The organism is Anaerofustis stercorihominis (assembly GCF_024623185.1).
Classification (GTDB): Bacteria; Bacillota; Clostridia; order Eubacteriales; family Anaerofustaceae; genus Anaerofustis.
Genome location: NZ_JANJZK010000013.1, coordinates 22,887 through 44,457 on the forward strand (window position 1 = coordinate 22,887; position 21,571 = coordinate 44,457).

23 protein-coding genes and 1 riboswitch are annotated in these 21,571 nt (G+C 33.6%); of the genes, 15 read left to right on the forward strand and 8 right to left on the reverse strand.

What is annotated here, in order from left to right; genetic code table 11:
- Nucleotides 1-4: 4 nt before the first annotated feature.
- From NSA01_RS08245 to NSA01_RS08280, 8 genes are all read left to right on the forward strand, one after another.
- A complete protein-coding gene (locus NSA01_RS08245) occupies nucleotides 5-481 on the forward strand; it encodes a DUF5684 domain-containing protein (protein ID WP_257480995.1) in 477 nt (158 codons plus the stop codon).
- A gap of 27 nt (nucleotides 482-508) precedes the next feature.
- Complete coding sequence (locus NSA01_RS08250; protein WP_257480996.1) at nucleotides 509-1,090, forward strand: DUF5684 domain-containing protein; 582 nt, start codon at nucleotides 509-511, stop codon at nucleotides 1,088-1,090.
- 26 nt (nucleotides 1,091-1,116) lie between these two features.
- Nucleotides 1,117-1,662 carry a DUF5684 domain-containing protein gene (locus NSA01_RS08255; protein WP_257480997.1) on the forward strand — a complete coding sequence of 182 codons (546 nt, stop codon included), beginning with the start codon at nucleotides 1,117-1,119 and terminating at the stop codon, nucleotides 1,660-1,662.
- 159 nt (nucleotides 1,663-1,821) lie between these two features.
- The gene (locus NSA01_RS08260; protein ID WP_257480998.1) at nucleotides 1,822-2,439 is read left to right on the forward strand and encodes a class I SAM-dependent methyltransferase; all 618 of its coding nucleotides are present in this window, start codon (nucleotides 1,822-1,824) and stop codon (nucleotides 2,437-2,439) included.
- A 346-nt stretch (nucleotides 2,440-2,785) separates the two neighbouring features.
- Nucleotides 2,786-4,096: a phosphopyruvate hydratase gene (gene eno / locus NSA01_RS08265; RefSeq protein ID WP_257480999.1), complete on the forward strand. Its 1,311-nt coding sequence runs from the start codon at nucleotides 2,786-2,788 to the stop codon at nucleotides 4,094-4,096.
- Between the two features lie 152 nt (nucleotides 4,097-4,248).
- Nucleotides 4,249-4,929, forward strand: coding sequence for a diphthine--ammonia ligase (locus tag NSA01_RS08270; protein WP_257481000.1), 681 nt, complete (start codon nucleotides 4,249-4,251; stop codon nucleotides 4,927-4,929).
- 133 nt (nucleotides 4,930-5,062) lie between these two features.
- Nucleotides 5,063-5,175, forward strand: a riboswitch (FMN riboswitch).
- Between the two features lie 74 nt (nucleotides 5,176-5,249).
- Nucleotides 5,250-5,870: an ECF transporter S component gene (locus NSA01_RS08275; RefSeq protein WP_257481001.1), complete on the forward strand. Its 621-nt coding sequence runs from the start codon at nucleotides 5,250-5,252 to the stop codon at nucleotides 5,868-5,870.
- A gap of 3 nt (nucleotides 5,871-5,873) precedes the next feature.
- Nucleotides 5,874-6,497 (forward strand): 4Fe-4S binding protein, encoded by a 624-nt coding sequence (locus tag NSA01_RS08280; protein ID WP_257481002.1) that lies wholly within the window; start codon nucleotides 5,874-5,876, stop codon nucleotides 6,495-6,497.
- Between the two features lie 252 nt (nucleotides 6,498-6,749).
- Here the strand turns inward: NSA01_RS08280 and NSA01_RS08285 are convergent, their stop codons facing one another.
- From NSA01_RS08285 to NSA01_RS08295, 3 genes are all read right to left on the reverse strand, one after another.
- Nucleotides 6,750-8,096, reverse strand: coding sequence for an MATE family efflux transporter (locus tag NSA01_RS08285; RefSeq protein WP_257481003.1), 1,347 nt, complete (start codon nucleotides 8,094-8,096; stop codon nucleotides 6,750-6,752).
- A gap of 97 nt (nucleotides 8,097-8,193) precedes the next feature.
- Nucleotides 8,194-8,778: a helix-turn-helix domain-containing protein gene (locus NSA01_RS08290; protein ID WP_257481004.1), complete on the reverse strand. Its 585-nt coding sequence runs from the start codon at nucleotides 8,776-8,778 to the stop codon at nucleotides 8,194-8,196.
- Nucleotides 8,779-8,781: 3 nt separating this feature from the next.
- A complete protein-coding gene (locus tag NSA01_RS08295) occupies nucleotides 8,782-9,144 on the reverse strand; it encodes a GIY-YIG nuclease family protein (protein WP_257481005.1) in 363 nt (120 codons plus the stop codon).
- Between the two features lie 655 nt (nucleotides 9,145-9,799).
- Between NSA01_RS08295 and NSA01_RS08300 the strand changes: the two genes are divergently transcribed.
- Both NSA01_RS08300 and NSA01_RS08305 read left to right on the forward strand, forming a co-directional pair.
- Nucleotides 9,800-10,228 (forward strand): GNAT family N-acetyltransferase, encoded by a 429-nt coding sequence (locus NSA01_RS08300; protein WP_257481006.1) that lies wholly within the window; start codon nucleotides 9,800-9,802, stop codon nucleotides 10,226-10,228.
- A 128-nt stretch (nucleotides 10,229-10,356) separates the two neighbouring features.
- Nucleotides 10,357-11,106, forward strand: a complete 750-nt coding sequence (locus tag NSA01_RS08305) for an alpha/beta fold hydrolase (RefSeq protein WP_257481007.1) — start codon at nucleotides 10,357-10,359, stop codon at nucleotides 11,104-11,106.
- Nucleotides 11,107-11,135: 29 nt separating this feature from the next.
- Here NSA01_RS08305 and NSA01_RS08310 read toward each other — a convergent pair whose 3' ends face one another.
- Nucleotides 11,136-11,633: a hypothetical protein gene (locus tag NSA01_RS08310; RefSeq protein ID WP_257481008.1), complete on the reverse strand. Its 498-nt coding sequence runs from the start codon at nucleotides 11,631-11,633 to the stop codon at nucleotides 11,136-11,138.
- Nucleotides 11,634-11,790: 157 nt separating this feature from the next.
- Between NSA01_RS08310 and NSA01_RS08315 the strand changes: the two genes are divergently transcribed.
- Both NSA01_RS08315 and NSA01_RS08320 read left to right on the forward strand, forming a co-directional pair.
- Complete coding sequence (locus tag NSA01_RS08315; protein WP_257481009.1) at nucleotides 11,791-12,009, forward strand: helix-turn-helix transcriptional regulator; 219 nt, start codon at nucleotides 11,791-11,793, stop codon at nucleotides 12,007-12,009.
- The gene (locus NSA01_RS08320; RefSeq protein ID WP_257481010.1) at nucleotides 11,996-12,442 is read left to right on the forward strand and encodes a hypothetical protein; all 447 of its coding nucleotides are present in this window, start codon (nucleotides 11,996-11,998) and stop codon (nucleotides 12,440-12,442) included. The genes NSA01_RS08315 and NSA01_RS08320 overlap by 14 nt, the downstream gene beginning before the upstream one ends.
- 378 nt (nucleotides 12,443-12,820) lie before the next feature.
- Here the strand turns inward: NSA01_RS08320 and NSA01_RS08325 are convergent, their stop codons facing one another.
- The 3 genes from NSA01_RS08325 to NSA01_RS08335 all read right to left on the reverse strand — a co-directional run bounded on the left by NSA01_RS08325 (nucleotide 12,821) and on the right by NSA01_RS08335 (nucleotide 15,034).
- Entirely contained in the window at nucleotides 12,821-13,819 is a 999-nt protein-coding gene (locus tag NSA01_RS08325; RefSeq protein WP_007049066.1) for a GGGtGRT protein, read from the reverse strand.
- Nucleotides 13,820-13,834: 15 nt separating this feature from the next.
- Nucleotides 13,835-14,527 carry an iron-sulfur cluster assembly scaffold protein gene (locus tag NSA01_RS08330; protein ID WP_007049067.1) on the reverse strand — a complete coding sequence of 231 codons (693 nt, stop codon included), beginning with the start codon at nucleotides 14,525-14,527 and terminating at the stop codon, nucleotides 13,835-13,837.
- Between the two features lie 132 nt (nucleotides 14,528-14,659).
- Nucleotides 14,660-15,034, reverse strand: coding sequence for a metal-dependent transcriptional regulator (locus tag NSA01_RS08335; RefSeq protein WP_257481011.1), 375 nt, complete (start codon nucleotides 15,032-15,034; stop codon nucleotides 14,660-14,662).
- Nucleotides 15,035-15,187: 153 nt separating this feature from the next.
- Here NSA01_RS08335 and NSA01_RS08340 point away from each other — a divergent pair, with 153 nt between their 5' ends.
- Entirely contained in the window at nucleotides 15,188-15,355 is a 168-nt protein-coding gene (locus tag NSA01_RS08340) for a FeoB-associated Cys-rich membrane protein (RefSeq protein WP_257481012.1), read from the forward strand.
- Between the two features lie 117 nt (nucleotides 15,356-15,472).
- Here the strand turns inward: NSA01_RS08340 and NSA01_RS08345 are convergent, their stop codons facing one another.
- The gene (locus NSA01_RS08345; protein WP_257481013.1) at nucleotides 15,473-18,631 is read right to left on the reverse strand and encodes a hypothetical protein; all 3,159 of its coding nucleotides are present in this window, start codon (nucleotides 18,629-18,631) and stop codon (nucleotides 15,473-15,475) included.
- 660 nt (nucleotides 18,632-19,291) lie between these two features.
- Between NSA01_RS08345 and secG the strand changes: the two genes are divergently transcribed.
- Complete coding sequence (secG, locus tag NSA01_RS08350) at nucleotides 19,292-19,525, forward strand: preprotein translocase subunit SecG (RefSeq protein WP_257481014.1); 234 nt, start codon at nucleotides 19,292-19,294, stop codon at nucleotides 19,523-19,525.
- A gap of 37 nt (nucleotides 19,526-19,562) precedes the next feature.
- Nucleotides 19,563-21,542 carry a sodium-translocating pyrophosphatase gene (locus NSA01_RS08355; protein WP_257481015.1) on the forward strand — a complete coding sequence of 660 codons (1,980 nt, stop codon included), beginning with the start codon at nucleotides 19,563-19,565 and terminating at the stop codon, nucleotides 21,540-21,542.
- Nucleotides 21,543-21,571: the final 29 nt, after the last annotated feature.

Sequence of the window (21,571 nt, forward strand, 5' to 3'; positions counted from 1 at the left end):
TAGAATGTTAAATAAGATATTTCAATTTATAGTTGATGAACTTAATTTTAAGGTCACGGTTTTTGCTCCAGGTTCTTATGCTCCGACTCGATGGGAAGTCCTGATAGATACTTTTCAAAGGTGGTTTTATATCCTTTTGATTTATTATTTGGGACTTATATTTCCTATTTATATATTATCACTTCCTTTTATTATAACGGGGAGATGGCGTATATTTATGAGAGCAGGCGAAAATAGGTGGAAATCAGTAGTTCCCGTTTATAATAAGTATATTTTATGTAAAATGTTAAGTTATCCGAAATGGTCCTTTATTTTATACTATATACCGATTATAAATTTTTCTATACATATAATTGTATCCATAAGATTAGCAAAGGCTTTCAATAGAGGGAAATTGTTTGCATTGGGGCTTATAACTTTAAATCCTATATTTATTCTTATATTGGGGTTTGGTAAAAGCAGATTTGACTTAAAGAAGTAATAAAAATCATATAAAAGAGGTTAAAAAATGTATTTTGAGTATATGAATATCATCAATAACGCAGTTTATTATATTTGTGACTACGCTTATGCTGCAAGAAATCTGGTTCTTGAATATTTGGATATGCTTTATAGCTTATATCTAATAAAATTCGGAGGTGATATGGGGCTTACATCGATAGATATAGGCTGGAGCAGTGAGTCTATGTTTGATATTATCAGCTTTGGCAAGTTTTTTGATTTTATATTTATCCCAATCATCTTGCCTTTAATCATTCTTTTGATAATTTTAATTTCCAGGTGGAAAATCTTTGATAAAGCGGGAGAAGCAGGCTGGAAAGCTTTGATACCTTTTTATGGTACATATACACTTTGTAAAATAACCTTCGGTTTCGGGTGGTATATGCTTCTTTTCTTTATACCTTATATCAATTTGATAATGTATATAATTACATATATAAAATTAGGTAAAAAGTTTGGTAAAGGCAAGTTATTTATTCTGGGGCTTACTTTATTTACGCCAATATTTTTATTTATATTGGCATTTGGAAAGAGTAAATATTTATGTGCTGGTGTATCAAAAGATAAGCATATTTCTTCAGCAAATTAAAAATATTTTAAAAGAGGAGTGTAAATATGATATCTTTCAATTTTACATATTACTTGATAAGAAGTGTTCTTGAAATTTCATATATTTCTGTTAATTATGTATGGATTTATCTTAAGGATATTTATACGTTACTGTTAAATAGAACGGTGGGGTTAAACCTTAAAACTATTGATGTCGGCTGGATAAGTTCAAATACATTAGACACAGGATGGGAAGCTTCTGCTGATATACTGTGGATCTCTCCTTGGATAACTTTTGTTATCCCTTTGATTTTAATTGTATTAACGGTTCTTGCAAGGCGGAAAGTATTTGAGAAAGCGGGAGAAAAAGGGTGGAAAGCTTTGATACCTTTTTATGGTACATATACACTTTGTAAAATAACCTTATGCTCCGGGTGGTATATGTTCCTTTTCTTTATACCTATAGCTGATTTGGTTTTATATATCATGATGTACATAAAACTGGGAAAGAAGTTTAATAAAAGCAAATCGTTTACTTTGGGACTTATTTTTTTAAGTAATATATTTATGCTGATTTTAGGTTACGGAAACAGTAAATATTTAAATCATTAGGCTAATATATGTTATTTTTATTCTTTGATATAAAAATGATTTTAATATGTTTACATTTTTTTTAAATAATAACTATTTATTTGACAAAGAGTTATTAATATCATAATAAATAAGTAATATATTTTTAACTTATTACTATGAAACGGAGAACTATGTTTTATGGCTGATAAATCGAACAAAAAGTTTTGGGAAAGAACAGCAAAGCTTTATACATCATTTCAGGAAAAAGGGAACGAAGGATTATATAACACACTTTGTGAGAAAATAAGACCTTTATTAAGTAAAGAGCAAAGTGTTCTTGAGCTGGCATGCGGTACGGGACAGCTTACTCGTTTGCTTGCTGATGAAGCAGATAGCTGGACTGCAACGGATTTTTCCGAAAAAATGCTTTATGAAACAGAAAAGCGTCTTAATAATAAAAATATCACTTATGAAGTCCAGGATGCTACATCTCTTAGTTATAAAAATGATGTTTTTGATGTTGTACTTATTGCCAATGCACTTCATATAATGCCAAATCCAAATAAGGCACTTGATGAAATAAAACGTGTACTTAAAAAAGACGGACTTTTGATTGCACCTACATTTGTCTATGACGGAAAAGTAGATAAAATCCGCCTATGGTTTATGGAAAAAGCAGGTTTTAAGACATTTCATAAATGGAAATCCCGAGAGTATATGAATTTTATTGAGGATAATGGTTTTAAAATAAAAGAAAAGTATCTGCTTCAAGGAAAGCTGCTTTCGGAGTGTGTTTTGGTATGTAAAGAGAAATAGATAATATGGTTAAATAACGATTATTTTATAGATTTAAATTTACAAATACATTTAATAAAGTAAACTACCATATTTGGTAGTTTTTTTGCTGTTATTGAAATATATATTTTTTATCCCCTAAAATAAATTTTAAATTAGTGAATTTTTCTTTATTTGTATTATAATCTGGTAAAAAGGTAGAGAATTATTGGCAAATCAATATTTTTTTACAATATATTTGTGATAACTAACGAAAAGTGTGCCAAATTTTATTATAACCGATCATCGTAATTAAATCATACATTAGTTCAAAGTGTATATTATCCCTGTTTTTGCTAAAACTAAATTGCAAAAGGAGGATTTTAAATTGAGTAATACAAAAATTGTTAGTTTAAAGGCGAGAGAAATTCTTGATTCGAGAGCAAACCCGACGGTGGAAGTCGAAGTATGTTTGGAAAATGGTGTAAGTGCCATTGCAAGTGTACCTTCAGGGGCTTCGACGGGAAAATTTGAAGCCGTTGAACTTAGAGATAATGATGAAAACAGATACTTAGGCAATGGTGTTTTGAAAGCCGTGGCTATCGTAAATAAAGATATCAGGGATATACTATTGGGAAGAGACGCTAGCGACCAAAGGGGAATAGACGAGGCTATGCTTGAACTTGACGGAACAGAAAACAAAGAAAGGCTCGGAGCGAATTCTATTTTGGGTGTTTCCCTTGCCTGTGCAAGAGCTGCTGCAAAGAGTCAAAATATGCCCCTGTATGAATATATAGGCAGACTTGCCGATATAAAAGATCCATGCGTACTTCCCGTACCTATGATGAATATTTTAAACGGCGGTAAGCATGCGGATAATAACGTAGATATCCAGGAATTCATGATAGTTCCTCACGGAGCCTCTTCGTTTAAAGAAGCTCTTAGAATGGGCAGTGAAGTTTATCATAAATTGAAAGATATCCTAAAGCTTCAGAACTTATGTACTTCCGTAGGTGACGAAGGTGGATTTGCACCTAACCTTGAATGTGCGGAAGAAGCTATAATGCTTATATTAAAGGCGATAGAAAATGCAGGGTATAAAGCGGGAGAGGATATTTCTCTTGCCTTAGACGTTGCGAGCAGTGAGATATATGATAAAAATCAGGAATCGTATTTCTATGAGACCGAGAACAGAAGATACGGAGAAATGACTACCTATTATGAAATTCTTACGACAAAATATCCAATAATCTCAATCGAAGACGGATTATTCGAAGATGACTTTGAGCACTGGAAAGTTCTCACTGACAAAATAGGAAATAAAGTTCAGCTTGTTGGAGATGATTTATTCGTTACAAATGAAAAGAGACTTAAAAAAGGTATTGAAATGGGAGCGGGAAATTCTATACTTGTGAAAGTAAACCAAATCGGTTCCCTTACGGAAACCCTAAGTACCATGAAGCTTGCGAGAGAACACGGTTATACCACTATCGTTTCTCACAGATCGGGAGAGACAGAAGATACCTTTATCGCCGATCTAGCCGTTGGATTTAATGCGGGACAGATAAAAACCGGGGCACCTTCCAGAACAGAGAGGGTTTGTAAATACAACAGGCTCCTTAGGATAGAAGAAAATCTTGGAGAAAAGGCTAAGTATATCGGTAAAGATGCATTCCCGAACTTAAAGAATTATGTTTAGTATAATTAAAACAGCATAGGAAAACTGTGCTGTTTTTTTGTTTTTTAATCCCCATTCGATTATGTATTAAATATTCATTTCTCTTTATTTACTTAAATTGCTTTTAATAATATAATATTTAAAAATAAATGAACACATATAGGAATAGTAAAATGGAAAAAGCATTTTTTAATTGGAGCAGCGGAAAAGATTCTTCATTGGCATTGTATAAAGTGATGAAATCAAACGAATATGATATCAAATCTTTATTTACTGTTGTTAATAATAAAAAAATACCGATGCATGAAGTAAATTTAAACTTATTAAAAGAACAATCGACTTCCATAGGTATCCCGCTCACAACGATAGATTTATCGGATTACAAAACCGAAAGGGCTTATAACACTAAGATGAAAACTGAGATAAATAAATTTAAAGATAAGGATATTTTTACTTCTGTTTTTGGAGATATACATCTGAAAGAACTAAAAAAGTCAAGAGAAGCAAAGTGCACAAAATCAGGGATAAATGCAGTATTTCCTCTTTGGGGTATGAATACAAAAGAAATCATGAGAGAATTCATAGACTTAGGATTTAAGGCTGTCATAACTTCATTAAATGCTGAAATAGTAGATGAGAGTTTTATAGGAAAAATCATCGACGATGATTTTATTTCAAGTTTCCCTTCAAATGCGGATATCTGCGGCGAGAACGGAGAATATCACTCTTTTGTTTATGACGGACCGATATTTAAATATCCTATTGATTATAAAATAGGAAGTAAATATGATAAAAGTTATATCAATAAAAAAAATAAAAGTATAGATAAATACTTATATCTTAATTTGGAATAATTATAAACTTATTTTATCAATGTAAAATATTTACAACCAAGTAAAAAAAATGTATAATAAAAAAGTAATCAAAGATTTAACTTGATCCTCCAGTTATGCTAAATCGTGATTACATAAATTAAATAACTTTAAAAGTTATCTTCAGGGCAAGGTGCAATTCCTGACCGGCAGTAAAGTCTGCGAGCGAAAAGCTGACATGGTGAAATTCCATGACCGACGGTAAAGTCCGGATGAAAGAAGATATGATAAGAAACCGCCCTGTTGTTTTAGTACAAAGGGCGTTTTTTAAATTCACCTCATATCTGTTTATAAGGAGAATTATGGAGAACATTAATGAAAAAACAACACAAAAGACAAAGTCAAAAATCAATGTAAGAGTTATGGTAGTTACCGCAATGCTTAGTGCGGTATCATTCCTTCTGGCATTTTTGGAAATCCCGATGCCTCTGTCGCCGTCATTTGCGATGATGGATCTGTCTGATTTACCCGCTCTTATAGGCTCATTCGCCCTCGGTCCCATAACTGGAGTAATAATAGAGCTTATTAAAAACGGGCTTCAGATGTTTTCTACCAATACCGGAGGTATAGGAGAACTTGCAAACTTTTTTATGGGAGCGTCTTTTGTATTCACCGCGGGGATTATTTACAAAAGAAGAAAGACCAAGAAAACAGCTTTGGTTGCTTGTATATTAGCAAGCGTAGTTATGGCGGTAGTCGCCGGACTTCTTAACTATTTTGTACTTCTTCCGATGTACAGCGTATTCATGCCTTTAGAGCAGGTGATTGCTGCATTTTCAGAAATAATACCATTTATAAAGACAAAGCTGGATGTAATCTTGTTCAGTGCAATTCCCGCAAATATTATAAAGGGACTTATTATCTCAGTTTTCACAATGCTTATTTATAAAGGAGTAAGTCCTATACTTAAAGGAGAAAAATAATCAATGAGAGAAGCTAAAGATTACTTCAAATTTTTAGTAGAAGAAATACATTCCGCTACATTTGCTACTGTGGACGATAACGGACTTCCGGAAACCTGTGTAATAGATGTTATGCTTTACGATGATGAAGCAATTTATTTCCTTACAGCAAAAGGTAAAGGCTTTTATGACAGGCTTATCAAAAGAAAATTTGTTTCACTGTCCGGAATGAAAGGACATGATACTATGTCTACAAAAGCCATTAGTGTGAAGGGAAAAGTTGAGTGTATAGACAGCGAAAAGCTTGATGAGATATTTAAGAAGAATACATATATGAATGAAATCTATTCTAGTGAAGAGAGCAAAATGGCACTATCGGTATTTAAAATTTATCAGGGAGTCGGAGAATATGTAGACCTCTCCGTTAAACCTATGGTAAAGAGGACATTTTCATTTGGAGGAGGAAATGTCGAGAAAAGAGGTTATGAAATAACCGAGGATTGTATCCTCTGCGGTAAGTGTATCAAGGTATGCTCATTTAATGCAATAAAAGAAGCTGAGGAAAAATATAAAATAACTGAAGATAATTGCTTGGAGTGCGGGAACTGCTACAATGTATGTCCCGCAGGGGCTGTAATAAAGTATTAAAAAAGACCGCTAAGCGGTCTTTTTATATGTATCAAACTGTTAATTAGAGAATTCCATAAATCATAGAAGTATTATTAAGATAAAATATAATTCCATTGTTTAATGGGGTATATTCTAAATAATCCTATTAATGGTGTAAAATTTCATAGTGTTTTTATATGTATAAAATTTATTTAATTTGATATCATTATAATAGTTTTGTATGTTTAAATTTGAATATATATAAAATCAGATATACTATCAAATACATTTTTATGTCATTAGTTTTTCATCTATTTCTTTCTTCTTCGATTTATAATATATGAATCCTATTATATCCGCTAATATCCAGCCTATAGGCACACTTATCCATATGCCAATAACTCCTATGCTTGGAATTTTAGATAATGTATATGCAAGGACTACTCTCGTTCCCAGCGATACTACCGTCAGTACTACCGATATAAAAGGCTTTTCCACGGCTCTGAAAAATCCATAGAGTAAAAACAGACACCCTATACCGAAATAAAAAGCTCCCTCTATCCTTAAATAAGTTATACCATGATTTATAATCTCAGCTTTCGAAGCGTCCACGAATATAAGCATGAATTGTTTTGCGAATATAAAAACGATAAGGGATATGATAAAGCAGAATATAATAGTATATTTGACTGCGCTTTTTATCCCTTCTTTTATCCTATACTTTTTCTTCGCACCGTAGTTTTGAGCAATAAAAGTAGAAAATGCATTGCCGAAATCCTGAACAGGCATATATGCAAAAGAATCTATCTTTACGGCGGCGGCAAAGGCTGCCATTACTATGGTACCGAATGAGTTTATAAGTCCCTGAACCAAAAGTATCCCAAAGTTCATTATGGACTGCTGGATACATGTAAGAAAAGAAAACTTGAATATATCTTTTATAATATCTCTATCAAATTTTAATTCAGCAATACTAAATCTAAACTCGGGAAATTTAATCAAAGTGTATAAGGCTATTCCTATACCCGATACAAACTGAGATATAACCGTTGCTATAGCAGCGCCCTTTACTCCCATGTCAAAAGATAAAACAAATATCAAATCAAGGACTATATTCAAAACCACGGATACTCCAAGATAAATGAGAGGAGAAAAGGAGTTACCCACAGACCTGAGTACAGATGAATAAAAATTGTATAAAAATGTTGCGGTTATCCCAAAGAATATTATCCATAAATAACTCTTCATCATCGGATAAATCGAAGGAGGGATGTTTAAAAAATTCATTATTGGGTCAATGAACACAAAGACCGCTATATTCAAAATTATGGTCACGGAAAGTATGATAACAAAAGAAATCCCGATGCTTTTCTTTAATTTTTCCTTGTCATTTTCTCCGTACCTGATAGAAAAGACCGCGCCGCTGCCCATACAAAGTCCAAGTAATATGGAAGTTAAAAATATCATCAAAGTATAAGAAGACCCCACAGCAGCCAGTGCATCGGAGTCTATAAATTTACCTACGATTATCGTATCTGCAATATTATATATTTGCTGAAGTAGATTTCCTATTATCATAGGGACAGCAAACAACATCATTTTCTTTGTTATATTTCCGTTTGTTAAATCGATTAGCATAGTAGTATCCCTTGAAGTCTTTTATACTATGATATAAAGTTATTTCATAAATGTCAATTTAAGATTGACATTAAAAAAGGCTTTTTAAGCCTTTGATTTAATACTTCTTCATATATAGACCCTCTGCTTTTGAATATGCATAGAATATACCATGCCCCGAGTATCTGAACCTTGCTTCTGCATGACCTTCGGGGTATAGTTTATTTAGATATACTTTGTCATATGTTACATATGCAATAAATGATATATAGTTTTCTTTGGTCATTGCATGATCCATGTGGACATAAAATTCATTATCGATAAAGTCTACTTTGATAAGTCCTTTATCCAAAGTATCGCTTACTTTAAGTTCCTTCAGCTGTGAAGAACAGCATGAAGCATTTATTTCCTTTGTGCTTATTATTATATTGTCGCAGTTATCGCAGACATAAAACTTGGTGTTTTTCATATTTCCTCCTTTATTATCATTTGTACTTATTTCTCCCGTAAGCAAATAATCTATTTGAGTGTCGAGTACTTCGGCTAAAGCACTTAAAATGCTTATATCCGGAAGTCCGTTTCCCGTTTCCCATTTTGATATCGTCTTGTCGCTTACACTTAACTTATCTCCGATTTCTTTTTGTGTCATATCCTTTTTTATTCTTAGAGTTTTTATTAAATTTCCTATTTTTATATTATCCATTTTCTATTTCCTTTTTTTCTTCTTCATTCTCTTTGCTTCGGGGACTTCTTTAAGGCTGTTTTCCAAAAGCTCATCAAGTTTTTTTAATGTTTTTTCTTTATCTTCTTTGGTTTTTATTTCAAGTCTTTTATAAATTTTAATTTCGAAGCTATCGGCTTCGTATTTATTCCATAATTCCTGTAAATATTTATTTGGATATGAACCGCTGTTCAGCTTTACTTTGTTACTGTTTATTTTAGCTTTTATATCATTTGCCGTACCTAAAAATACTTCATTTGTATGTATACACTTATATGATAAAATACCCATTTCGGGAGTCCTGTTTTTATATTCATATATCATCTGTTTTCTTTTTTCTCTATACATTTTATTACCTCGAATGATATTATACCATATATAAATGGTTTATAACTCTACGCATGGTGGAATAAAAAAAAGAAGCATATTCCTATGCTTGTTCTTTACTCTGTAAACATATATAAGAACATTGTCAGTATTTTGTTTGATTATTTCAAGGCTTATTCCGTTCTCGTTTCATTCTCTGTTCTACTTTTTTATGTTGATTTTGAGCGGGAATTATAATTAAAAGAATAGTTAAAGAAAATAAAGTCATTAGAGTTCAAAGAGTAGGGGAACGTTTAAGGGGTAATATTTCTAAAACAAAATTGTACACCTTGCATTGCTGATAGAATGGTTATGGTACCGCATAAAACAAATATTTGGAAGTTATGGCTATTTTTTTAAGGGTATGCACACTATGCAGTACCGTTCATTCTATTAAATATAAAAAAGAGATAAATATTACATTAATCCTTGTTAATGTATAGGTAAAAAATATATGTAACACATATATATTCATTACAAGTGTTAGCTATTGCTAACAACAATAGGATATCATTTTTTATTTTATTTGTCAATATCTTTTTAAATAAAACCCCAAATAAGTCTTATATATGATTTTAACTGTTTTATAAGACTATTAATATGTTATATTATAATAAAAAGATAGAAGGAATATCATATGGAGATAAGAAGTATAAAAGAAAGTGAGCTGTTGTCCGCTCTTGATTTGGTATGGAAAGTATTTTTAAAATACGAAGCACCTTCTTATTCAAAAGAGGGGATAGAAGAATTTAAAAGTTTCTTAAGGAATAAAGAAGAAATATCAAGGCTAAAAATATATGGTTATTTTGAGGATAAAGACGTTATAGGTGTAATTGCTATTAGGGAAAATCATATATGTTTATTTTTTGTAGATGATAAATACCATAGAAAAGGGATAGGAAGAAAGCTCTTTAATTATGTAAGATGTATCGTTAGTGAGGATATCACGGTAAACTCTTCGCCGTACGCGGTCAAGGTTTATCATAAGCTTGGTTTTACTGATACCGATAAGGAACAAACGACAAATGGGATTATATATACGCCTATGATTTATAAAGGGATATGATATAATATTGATATTAAAAAGAGAAAAGGAGAAAAGTGATGGGTATCTGGACTGATTAGTGAGCGAGGCTTTATATTATAATGCCTTGCGAGTCATTTAATGGAATAAAAATGAATTGGAGGCATGTTATGTCATATTTTAAATATAAAAACAAGAATGTATATTACCGAGAAATAGGAGAGGGAAAACCGGTGATGTTCCTTCACGGAAATGCGGTATCTTCAAAGATGTTTAAGCCTATTTTATCTCTGTATAAAAATAATTTTAAGGTCATTCTTATAGATTTTTTAGGCTCAGGTAAATCGGATAGGGTAGAAACGTTCGATACTGATTTATGGATAGATCAGGGGAAGCAAGTTATTAAACTTATAAAGTATCTGGGGTACGATAAAGTAAATCTTATAGGAACCAGCGGAGGTGCATGGGCTGCTATAAATGCGGCACTTTATTGTCCCGAGCTGATAAACAAAGTTGTCGCTGACAGCTTTGACGGAAGGAAACTCGGTGATACATTTAAAGAAGATTTGATAGAAGAGAGAATAAGTACAAAGAAAAGTATTTTTACTAAATACTTTTATAAATGGTGTCATGGCAAAGACTGGGAAAATCCAGTGGATAAAGATACCGAAGTGCTTATAAAAATGGCTGAGGAAGATGTTCCTTTGTTCTATAGACCTATAAAGGAATTGTCTGTTCCGCTTCTTCTTACGGGAAGCATGAAAGATGAGATGATAAAAAAGGATTTTATCACAGAATACGAAGAAATGATCTTTGAAATCGGAGCAGGGGATATCCATATTTTTGAAAAAGGAAAACATCCTGCCATAATATCCAATGCCAAAGAAGCGTCAAAAATCATAATAGATTTTCTTGAATAGAAAAAGAGTGGGGAACCACTCTTTTTTATTTAGTATGAACCGCTGCAAAATATCCTTTCTATTATAAAGACGAGCATAGTTGTAACAGTATTTGCAAGTATTATCATTTTAAATAATTTAGCTTTGTTTTTTGTATAACTTTTGAGTATCCCGTATACAATAGGCAGTTCAATTAATATAGTCATAAGTAAATAAATAAAACAGACATTATATGTAGGAATACTATCCAGACATTGCTTAAAGGTATAGCCCACTTCAGCACCCAAACCTTGAATGTAAATATATGGTGCTGCAAAAGAAGCTAAGTTTGCAAAAGCAATGACCGATATCACGACTAGCCATTTCTTTTCATCAAGGGAGTTTATTGTCATAATGACTTCTATAGTTAAAGTCAAAATCATAACCATAGGCAATAAATCGAAAGGTCTTTTATCCAGCCAGCCCCATGAAGAATTCGCATAAACAGCACCGTTATAAAATAAAATAGATAAAAGCATCAATAGCCCCGATAAGCATTTCTCTTTCATATTAATTTCCTCTTTTTATATGTAATATATTAAAATTATATCATAATATATGACTTTATAATATTTTTTCTTATTAATATGTAAAGGAACATTGACAAAAATCATTAAAAGGCATATAATATTGTAAAGGAACCTTGTCAAAAAGGAGATGTTGTATTTGGAAAACAAAGTAGAAGAATTAAGAAAGAAAATGGGATTGAATCAAGAGAATTTTGCGAAACAGCTAAAAGTGTCCAGGCAGACGATTAGTTCCATAGAAAACGGGAAGTACAATCCTTCTCTCGAACTGGCTTTTGAAATTGCGGATTTCTTTGATAAAAGGATAGAAGATGTTTTTATACATGAAAGGAAAGATGATGATAATGAAAAAGAATAATCTTATGCTTGGGATATTGTATGCTATTCTCGGAAGTGTATTTTTAATTATTGCCATATCACATAACGATAATAAACTAAGCGGTGTTCTTTGGGGACTTACTGGAGCTATGGCGGGTATGGGATTTGCTATGATTTATAAATATATATACTGGACTCGTCCGAAGAATAAGGAAAGATACGCTGAAATGCTTGAAAATGAAAGAATAGATATGCACGATGAATTAAAGGAAAAACTTAGAGATAAAAGCGGACGTTATGCTTATGTCATAGCTCTTGTCGTAATAGCACTTTCTATGATGGTCTTTTCTATCCTTTCAAGTCTTGAAATAATAAAAGAGGGTAAACTTATAGTATTATATCTCGGAGGGCTTTTAGTATTTTTGTATGTGGTAGGGATAATTATTTATAAAAGGCTTCTTGATAAATATTAAAAGTCACTATAGTTTACATTGTTTCATTAAAAAATAAAAGCTCCTATAAAAGGAGCTCTTTTATTTCATTTTATAATTCTTGAATTTATTTTTTTCTGATATTGAAACAAATCAATGTATATTTCTCTATTATTTTTCTAATGTTATTTACAACTTCTTTGTATCCTCTGATTAAGCATTCCTTTTCTTAAAATTTTATATTAAATATATCATTTTATAATAAATAAACATTTATTTAATATTATTGTATTTATCAATTTTTTATTAAAAACAAAATCTGAATTTTATATAGTGATTTTCTAGGAAAAGTTGAGATGTCAATTAGGTTTTTTATTTAAATAAAAAAGACACCAAAAGGTGTCTTTGATTTTTTAATGATTATTTATGAGCTTCTTCGATTGCAACAGAAACTGAAACTGTAGCACCAACCATAGGGTTGTTACCCATACCGATAAGTCCCATCATTTCTACGTGAGCAGGAACTGATGAAGAACCGGCAAATTGAGCATCAGAATGCATTCTTCCCATTGTATCAGTCATACCGTAAGAAGCAGGACCTGCAGCCATGTTGTCAGGATGAAGTGTTCTTCCTGTACCGCCACCGCTTGCTACCGAGAAGTATTTTTTACCCTCTTGTACGCATTCTTTTTTGTATGTACCTGCAACAGGATGTTGGAATCTTGTTGGGTTTGTTGAGTTACCTGTGATAGATACGTCAACGCCTTCTTTATGCATGATAGCAACGCCTTCTCTAACATCATCAGCGCCGTAACATCTTACTTTAGCTCTAGGACCGTCAGAGTAAGCTGTTTCGTTTACGATGTTTAACTCTCCTGTGTAGTAATCAAATTTTGTTTGTACATATGTGAAGCCATTGATTCTAGAGATGATTTGAGCAGCGTCTTTACCAAGACCGTTTAAAATTACTCTCAAGTCTTTGTTTCTAACTTTGTTAGCTGAGTTAGCGATACCGATAGCACCTTCTGCAGCAGCGAATGATTCGTGACCTGCAAGGAAAGCGAAACATTCTGTTTCTTCGGAAAGCAACATACTTGCAAGGTTACCGTGACCTAAACCAACTTTTCTGTCATCTGCAACCGAACCCGGAATACAAAATGCTTGTAGACCTTCACCTATAACTTTTGCAGCTTCTACAGCAGTAGTAGCTCCTCTTTTAATAGCAAGTGCAGCACCTACTATGTAAGCCCAACATGCGTTTTCAAAACAAATAGGTTGGATTCCTTTTACTATAGCTGCAACGTCGATACCTTTATCATCACAGATTTGTTTTGCTTCTTCAAGTGACTTGATACCGTCTTTATTTAAAGCTTCTTCAATTTGTTTAATTCTTCTTTCGTAACTTTCAAATAATGCCATTTTATTTCCTCCCTCCTACTCGTTTCTTGGGTCGATTGTTTTTACTGCTTCATCGAATCTACCATATTTACCGCTGGCTTTTTCGATAGCTTCCATAGCATCGACACCTTTTTTAATGTTTTGCATCATAACACCTAGGTTTACATATTTATAACCGATGATTTCATCGTTTTTATCTAAACCGATTTCTGTTATATAACCTTCAGATAATTCTAAGTATCTAGGTCCTTTTTTAGTTGTTGCATAGCAAGTACCTGTTTGACTTCTATGTCCTTTACCTAAATCTTCAAGACCTGCTCCGATCGCAAGACCGCCTTCCGAGAATGCTGATTGAGATCTACCGTAAACTATTTGTAAGAATAATTCTCTCATAGCTGTGTTGATAGCATCACAAACAAGGTCTGTGTTCAAAGCTTCAAGTAAAGTCTTGCCGATCAAGATCTCACTTGCCATAGCTGCCGAATGTGTCATTCCGGAACATCCGAGTGTTTCGACCAAAGCTTCTTCGATGATACCGTCTTTAATATTTAAAGTCAGTTTACAAGCTCCTTGCTGAGGTGCACACCAACCAACACCGTGTGTAAGACCGCTGATATCTTTGATTTCTTTTGACTGTACCCATTTTCCTTCTTCAGGAATAGGTGCAGGGCCATGATTTGCGCCTTTTTTTACTACGCACATGTTTTCTACTTCTGTTGTATAAATCATATTTACCTCCTAATAAACTTCACAAATGTATATTTGTCTTTTAAAGTCCAATTCATTTTAACATAATATTTCTTCACTTTCAATTAAACTTTTGTCAAAAAAAATAAAAAAACAGAGAAAATATTTCTCTGTTTAATTTTCCATACATTTCTTTGCATGTTCTTTGATTTTTTCAAAACTATCCTTACTTATTACATGTTCCATCCTGCATGCGTCTTCCATCGCGATTCTTTCTTCAACACCCAAGGTTATCAAAAATTTTCCGAGGGTAATATGTTTTTCGTAAACCGCACTTGCCACTTTCATCCCTTCTTCGGTAAGCTTTATAAGACCGCTTTCGTCGACCGTCACATATCCTTTTTCTTTGATGAGTTTTATGGCTCTCGATACACTGGGTCTGGAAAAATCAAGTTCGTTCGCTATATCTATGGATCTTACATTGCCTTTTCTTTTTTGTAAAATAAGTATCGTTTCCAAATAGTTTTCTTGTGATTCTTTAGTTTTCATATAATATTACTCCGTAAAAATAATTAAATCCATTATATCATAAATTTTCTTTTGTCAATATAAATATTATATAATGTATCGATATTTGTATTGATAATGTATATTTATGATGTTTTTATGATAAAATGAGAAAAAACGTTTTGGGAGATAGATATGAATTTAAGTTCTTATATAATACTTGGGATTATTTTGATTTTATTTATACTTGCTTTAAAAAAGGTAATCAGAAACAGTGGTAAATGCAGCTGCGGTTGCGAAGACTGTCCGAGCAGGGGAGTATGCCATGATGAAAAGAAAAATGAAAAAACAGATGGTCATTGATCATCTGTTTACAATTTATGATATCGATCATATATATAATATATAATGTATATCGTAATAAAAATCACCACGAAAATTTGTTTACATGGTGATTTTTTATTATTGATATTTGAACATTTATTTATAACTTTCTAATGTTTTCATTTTTATTACTGATATTCCTATCAAGCTTATTACAGCTATAATGATATACAGTATTAAATTGCTTTCATCAGATGTCTTTACTGATCGTACATTTTCATCAGGTATACCGTCTCCATTGGCATCTATATTGATATCCGGTTTACCGTCGCCATTTGTATCAATATTTAAATCTGCTTTCTTGTCGTCGTTTGTGTCGATATTTATGTCAGGTTTACCATCCCCGTTGGTGTCAATATTGATATCAGGTTTCTTGTCGCCGTTGGTATCGATGTTTATATCCGGTTTACCGTCATCGTTGGTATCAATGTTTATGTCAGGTTTTTTATCGCCGTCAGTATCAATATTTATATCAGGTTTCTTGTCGCCGTCAGTATCTATATTTATATCCGGCTTTTTATCGCCGTCAGTATCTATATTTATGTCAGGTTTTTTATCCCCGTCAGTATCAATATTGATATCAGGTTTTTTGTCGCCATCAGTGTCGATATTTATGTCAGGCTTTTTATCCCCGTCAGTATCGATATTGATTTCAGGTTCCCAATCGTTATCAGGATCAATATTCACATCCGGCTTACCGTTACCGTCAGTATCTATATTGATATCCGGTTTACCGTCCCCGTCAGTGTCGATATTTACTACATCAAGAGAAAGTTTTTTATTGTCCAGACTTCCTTTCGTATAATTAGGATCATTTCCGATATATACAACCTTTATATTTTGGGTCTCACCGGGAATACAATTTTTGTGGTCTGTCGGTACCCATTTGATATCAGCGGTACTGTAGTTGTAATTCGATAATTTATCTGATTTATCGGCAGGTGTCAGTTTTACAGGGTCTTTATATTTTTTGCCGTTTATGTAAAATTGTACATATCCATTCGGAGAAGCACAATTTAATCCTTCGCCGTCTGCCGGTCTTACGGAAGCCTTTAACGTTATTTCTTTGTTTGCATGTATTTTTCCGTTTTGGGCTCCATCCATATTTATGTCTAATATGGTTTTTGTGTCTGCGGGTGTTATTTCGGCATATTTATAATATGCTCTGTGTCCCCAATATGCGTTATTAAATCCATGTTCGGTTAAGTTGGCATATTCCGTTGAAGTAATTATCAATTGATATTTGCCTCCGTTAGGGCTTGTTCCCGTGACGATTTCCGCATTTTCTTCAACTGTTTCTCCGTCACTTTTTAATAATTGAGATGCAACTTCCATTTTAGATGCGTCACTTAACATTCCGTTTTCGGGTAATTTCGTTTCGATACTCATCTGAGCGATTTTATTTTTGATTTCCTCGCTGTTAAGTCCGAGACCGTCATATCTTTTTGTAAGCAAATCTTTCGGAAGGACCGTTGGTATTTCATATATTACATATTGTTTAAGATGTTCACCGGATGTCGAACTCCCAACATCTTTAGCAAAAAATGTATCTGTATCCAGTTTTGTATCGCTTGAAGATGATGTTTTATCAATGATCCCCAAGTCTACGCTGACTTCAGCCCCTTTATTCGTATCTGGAAGCCAAAAGTAAAGATTACCATTGTTATCCGTATATGAAGGCACTCCGTATTTATAATCGATACCGTTGATTTTCATGTCCAAATCATCCACCAAGGTGGTATTAACTTTATCCAGTCCCCAGCTGGTAAGAGAAATGGAAGTCATAAAAACTTTTGTTTTCTTATCCATATCGCCATATGCAACAGAACCGCCGCTGCTTAAAAATTTACTTGCTTTTAACGAACCTCCCAGTACAAAAACGTCTGCTTGAGTGCCGCCTAAATCATTTCTTCCCGATACCGAAGTAGGTATAACGGTTCCGCCTGTCATTATTATTTTATATTTTTCGCTTGTGGTATAGCCAAAACATCCGTCTCCGAATGCATCACCGTGTGCTCCTCCGTTTGAGTATGTAAGCCCTCCGTTTATGGTTATATTCCCGCTTTTTGCTTTTCCTGTCCCCGGATCTACTGCAGCAGGAGATAACTCGGTAGGTTTTGTCGCAGAACTGGTACAATATCCTCCGCCTACACCTGCACAGTGATAAGCTCCCTGAGCGGTGATTATCCCGCCGTTTATAGTGATATTACCTCCTGCGGCATAATTACCTCCGCCGATCCCTGCACCGGCATTCGCCGTGCCGGAGCCGGAGCCTACTCCCGTGGCTTTGATATTTCCTCCGTTAATGGTGATATATCCTCCGTCTTCTCCGTTGCCTCCTCCGAGACCTGAAGCATAGTTGCTGCCCGTGATTATCAAGCTGCCTGCATTTTTGCTGTCCATTTTTGTAAGACGGTCACCTTTTTTTAATTTAGTACCGTTTTGAAGAGTAACATCATTAGGTACTCTTCCGAGTTCGGGGATTATATCTCTACCGTTTTCATCTTTATTTACTATTGAATCATCAATGGTTATATGAGTGGTTTTTCCGGCTCTGATACCGGGATAATGAGATGAAGCGGAAACAAAGGTATTTGTCGTGTTATCTGTAAGTGTTATATGAGCATAAGCTCCTTCTCCGTCTTTATTTGTGTCCGGAGTAAGAGTGAAAGGACTGTTTGAAGTGGTTTTGATATTTATTCCCGCAAAAACTAAGTTTGCTTTTACATTTTCCGGTACGACTATCCTTGCGGCAGTGGCTGATGCGGGGTTTGTGTTTTTGATCGTTAAAGTTGTGCTTGTAAGTATTGTAAGGATAGATCCTTCATATTTGTAATCAACATTGATTTCACCGCCCGTTATATCGAACGGTCCTACAGTTGATTTGGTGTTTTTTCCTGCATCTGCATCGGAATCTGCGGTTTTTGTTTTTTTTATGTTTTCTTTGTTTTCAGAGATATCGGTATTCAAAGTTTCTTTGTTGTTTTTTATTTGTTTATTATCTTGTTCATTTGAAGTTTCCTTCTCCTTATTGATATCTTCCGAGTTTTCATTTTTAGAATCTTTATCATTTTCGCTTTTGGAATCTACGATTTCATTAGTATCACGAATATTATCTTCACTATTGATGATATCCGTATTCTCACTTGATGAGGCGTCTTTTGTGTAGCCTAAAGAAGTAGGTAAAAATACAGATAAAATCATAATAAAAATAATAGATATACTTATTACTTTTTTATAATATTGTTTTATCATTGATTTTCCCTCCTGTTTTCCTCCTGATTGATTCTAAAATGTACATTTTGAGACAAAATGAATATTGCAATGTTGAAAATTATATGTATTATTTATTTGGTGATTTTTTTATTATTTGTATGATTGTAATAAACTTTGTCGTCCCAAAATATACACCGTACGTTAATGATTCTATAAAACGAAAATCAAAAAAACAATATCAATCTGATAAGGTGTGCAAAAAGCAAGTCTGTTTTTTTCAGTAAAATAGCTGAAATATATACCTTTTTATAGGATTTAGCGGTTGAAATGTATGATATTGTCCGTATTATTATGTATATATATTAATATATATTATGAAAATAATACTTATCTAAATAAAGTATAATAGTAATGGTGTGTATTATTTCCTCTAAGGGACTATATTAAATTAATTATAAAATTTTTTTTAACGACGAAAAATCTAGTTAAGTACATTATTATGATCCATACGTGATTTAGTATGGCTGTATAGTTAATTATTTACTGTTTATATACTTCAGTAAAAACTTCAAAAGAGAGATTTTGTCACATCGATTCAAAAATAGAACAAAATCTTTCAAAAAAATCAAAAATTTCTTTGTTTTAGCGGTTTCATATGATATAATATGAAACTGCAAGATTTATATTTAGGAGGATAAAATGACAACAGTATTATTAGTATTCATGGTAATCTCAAGCATTACACTAATAGGTAGTGTTCTTTTACAGGAGGGCTCTTCAGCCGGAATGGGAAGTGCTATTTCAGGTGGTGCGGAAGGATTATTCGGTAAAAAGAAAGCTCATGGCATGCAGGGTTTACTCAATAAAATAACTTTGGTATCAGCTATAGTATTCTTTATTTCAATTTTTGTTTTTAACCTTCTAGCAAAATAACAAACAATATTTAAAATAACAATTTCGGAGGAAAAAAATGTTCAGTGTAGAAACTCTAAAGTTTTTTGCCCCAGTTGCGGGTATTATAGCGCTTTTATTTGCGTTATATCTTGCTTCTTCAATCAAAAAGGTTGATGAAGGAACTGACAGGATGAAAGAAATTTCATCTCATATTCACGAAGGTGCGATGGCATTCTTAACAAGCGAATATAAATATATAGTTGTATTTGCTGTAGTATTATTTGTAGTATTATTTGCTCTAATTGGATGGGAAACAGCGGTTTGTTTCGTTGTCGGTGCACTTTTCTCTGTTTTAGCGGGATTTTTTGGTATGCAGGTTGCTACTAAAGCTAACTCTAGAACAGCAGCACAAGCTAAAGATAAAGGCATGGGTGCTGCATTAAAAGTTGCTTTTAACGGCGGAAGCGTAATGGGTCTATGTGTTGTAGGTCTTGGTGCTCTCGGTGTAAGCATAGTTTACATGATTTTCGGTAATGTAAATATAATCACAGGTTTCGGACTTGGTGCTTCTTCTATCGCTTTATTCGGTAGAGTTGGCGGTGGTATTTATACAAAAGCTGCCGATGTCGGTGCTGACCTTGTTGGTAAAGTCGAAGCCGGTATCCCTGAAGATGACCCTAGGAACCCTGCTGTTATCGCGGATAACGTAGGTGACAATGTAGGGGACGTTGCAGGTATGGGTTCTGACTTATTCGAATCTTATGTAGGTTCTATCATCTCTGCTATGACTTTAGGCGGATTACTGTTAGGTTCAGTAGAATCAATCATGTTCCCTCTAGCTCTTGCTGCGGTTGGTATCATCTCTTCTATTATCGGTTCTTTATTTGTTAAAGGCGGAGAAAATTCCGACCCTCATAAAAGCTTAAATATGGGTACATATGTAAGCGGTATTTTAGTTTTGATTGCTGCTTATTTCTTAACAACAAGCTTACTTAACGATATTACATATTTCTATGCAATCGTTGCTGGTCTAGCCTGCGGTATCTTGATTGGTAAAGTTACCGAAGTTTATACTTCTGACCAATATAAATCAGTAAAGAAAATAGCTCAGCAAAGTGAAACAGGTGCAGCTACGACTATCATTAGCGGTCTTGCCGTAGGTATGATGTCAACAGCTATTCCTATTATTTTAATCGTTGCCGCTATCTTACTTTCTTATAATTTAGCTACAGAAGGTCTATATGGTATCGCTCTTGCTGCTGTAGGTATGCTTTCAACGGCAGGTATGACTATCGCTGTAGATGCTTACGGTCCGATAGCCGATAATGCAGGCGGTATCGCTGAAATGGCAGAACTTGACGATTCTGTAAGAAACATCACTGATAAACTTGACAGCGTTGGTAACACAACTGCTGCTATCGGTAAAGGTTTCGCTATTGGCTCTGCTGCTCTAACTGCTTTAGCATTATTTGCTTCATATTCAACAGCAGTTGGTATCAAAGCAATCGACTTACTTGACGTAAAAGTTATCGCCGGTTTATTCATCGGTGGTATGCTTCCTTACGTATTCTCTTCTTTAACAATGGAAGCTGTTGGTAATGCGGCTAACAAAATGATTGAAGAAGTTAGAAGACAATTCAGAGAAATCCCAGGTATCATGGAAGGTAAAGGCAAACCTGAATATTCTACATGCGTAGAAATTTCAACTCAAGCTGCCTTAAAAGAAATGATAATCCCAGGACTTCTTGCAGTTATCGTTCCTCTAGCTGTAGGATACTTCCTTGGCGCTACTGCTTTAGGCGGTCTTCTTGCAGGTGCACTTGTAACAGGTGTACTAATGGCTATTCAAATGGCTAACTCAGGCGGTGCTTGGGATAATGCCAAGAAATACATCGAAGGCGGAGCTCACGGCGGAAAAGGCAGTGACGCACATGCCGCTGCGGTTGTGGGAGATACAGTAGGGGATCCATTCAAAGATACTTCAGGTCCATCACTTAATATCTTGATTAAGCTTATGACTATCGTAGCTTTGGTATTCGCTCCACTATTTATGTAATAAATTATTAATAAAATAATACTGAATTT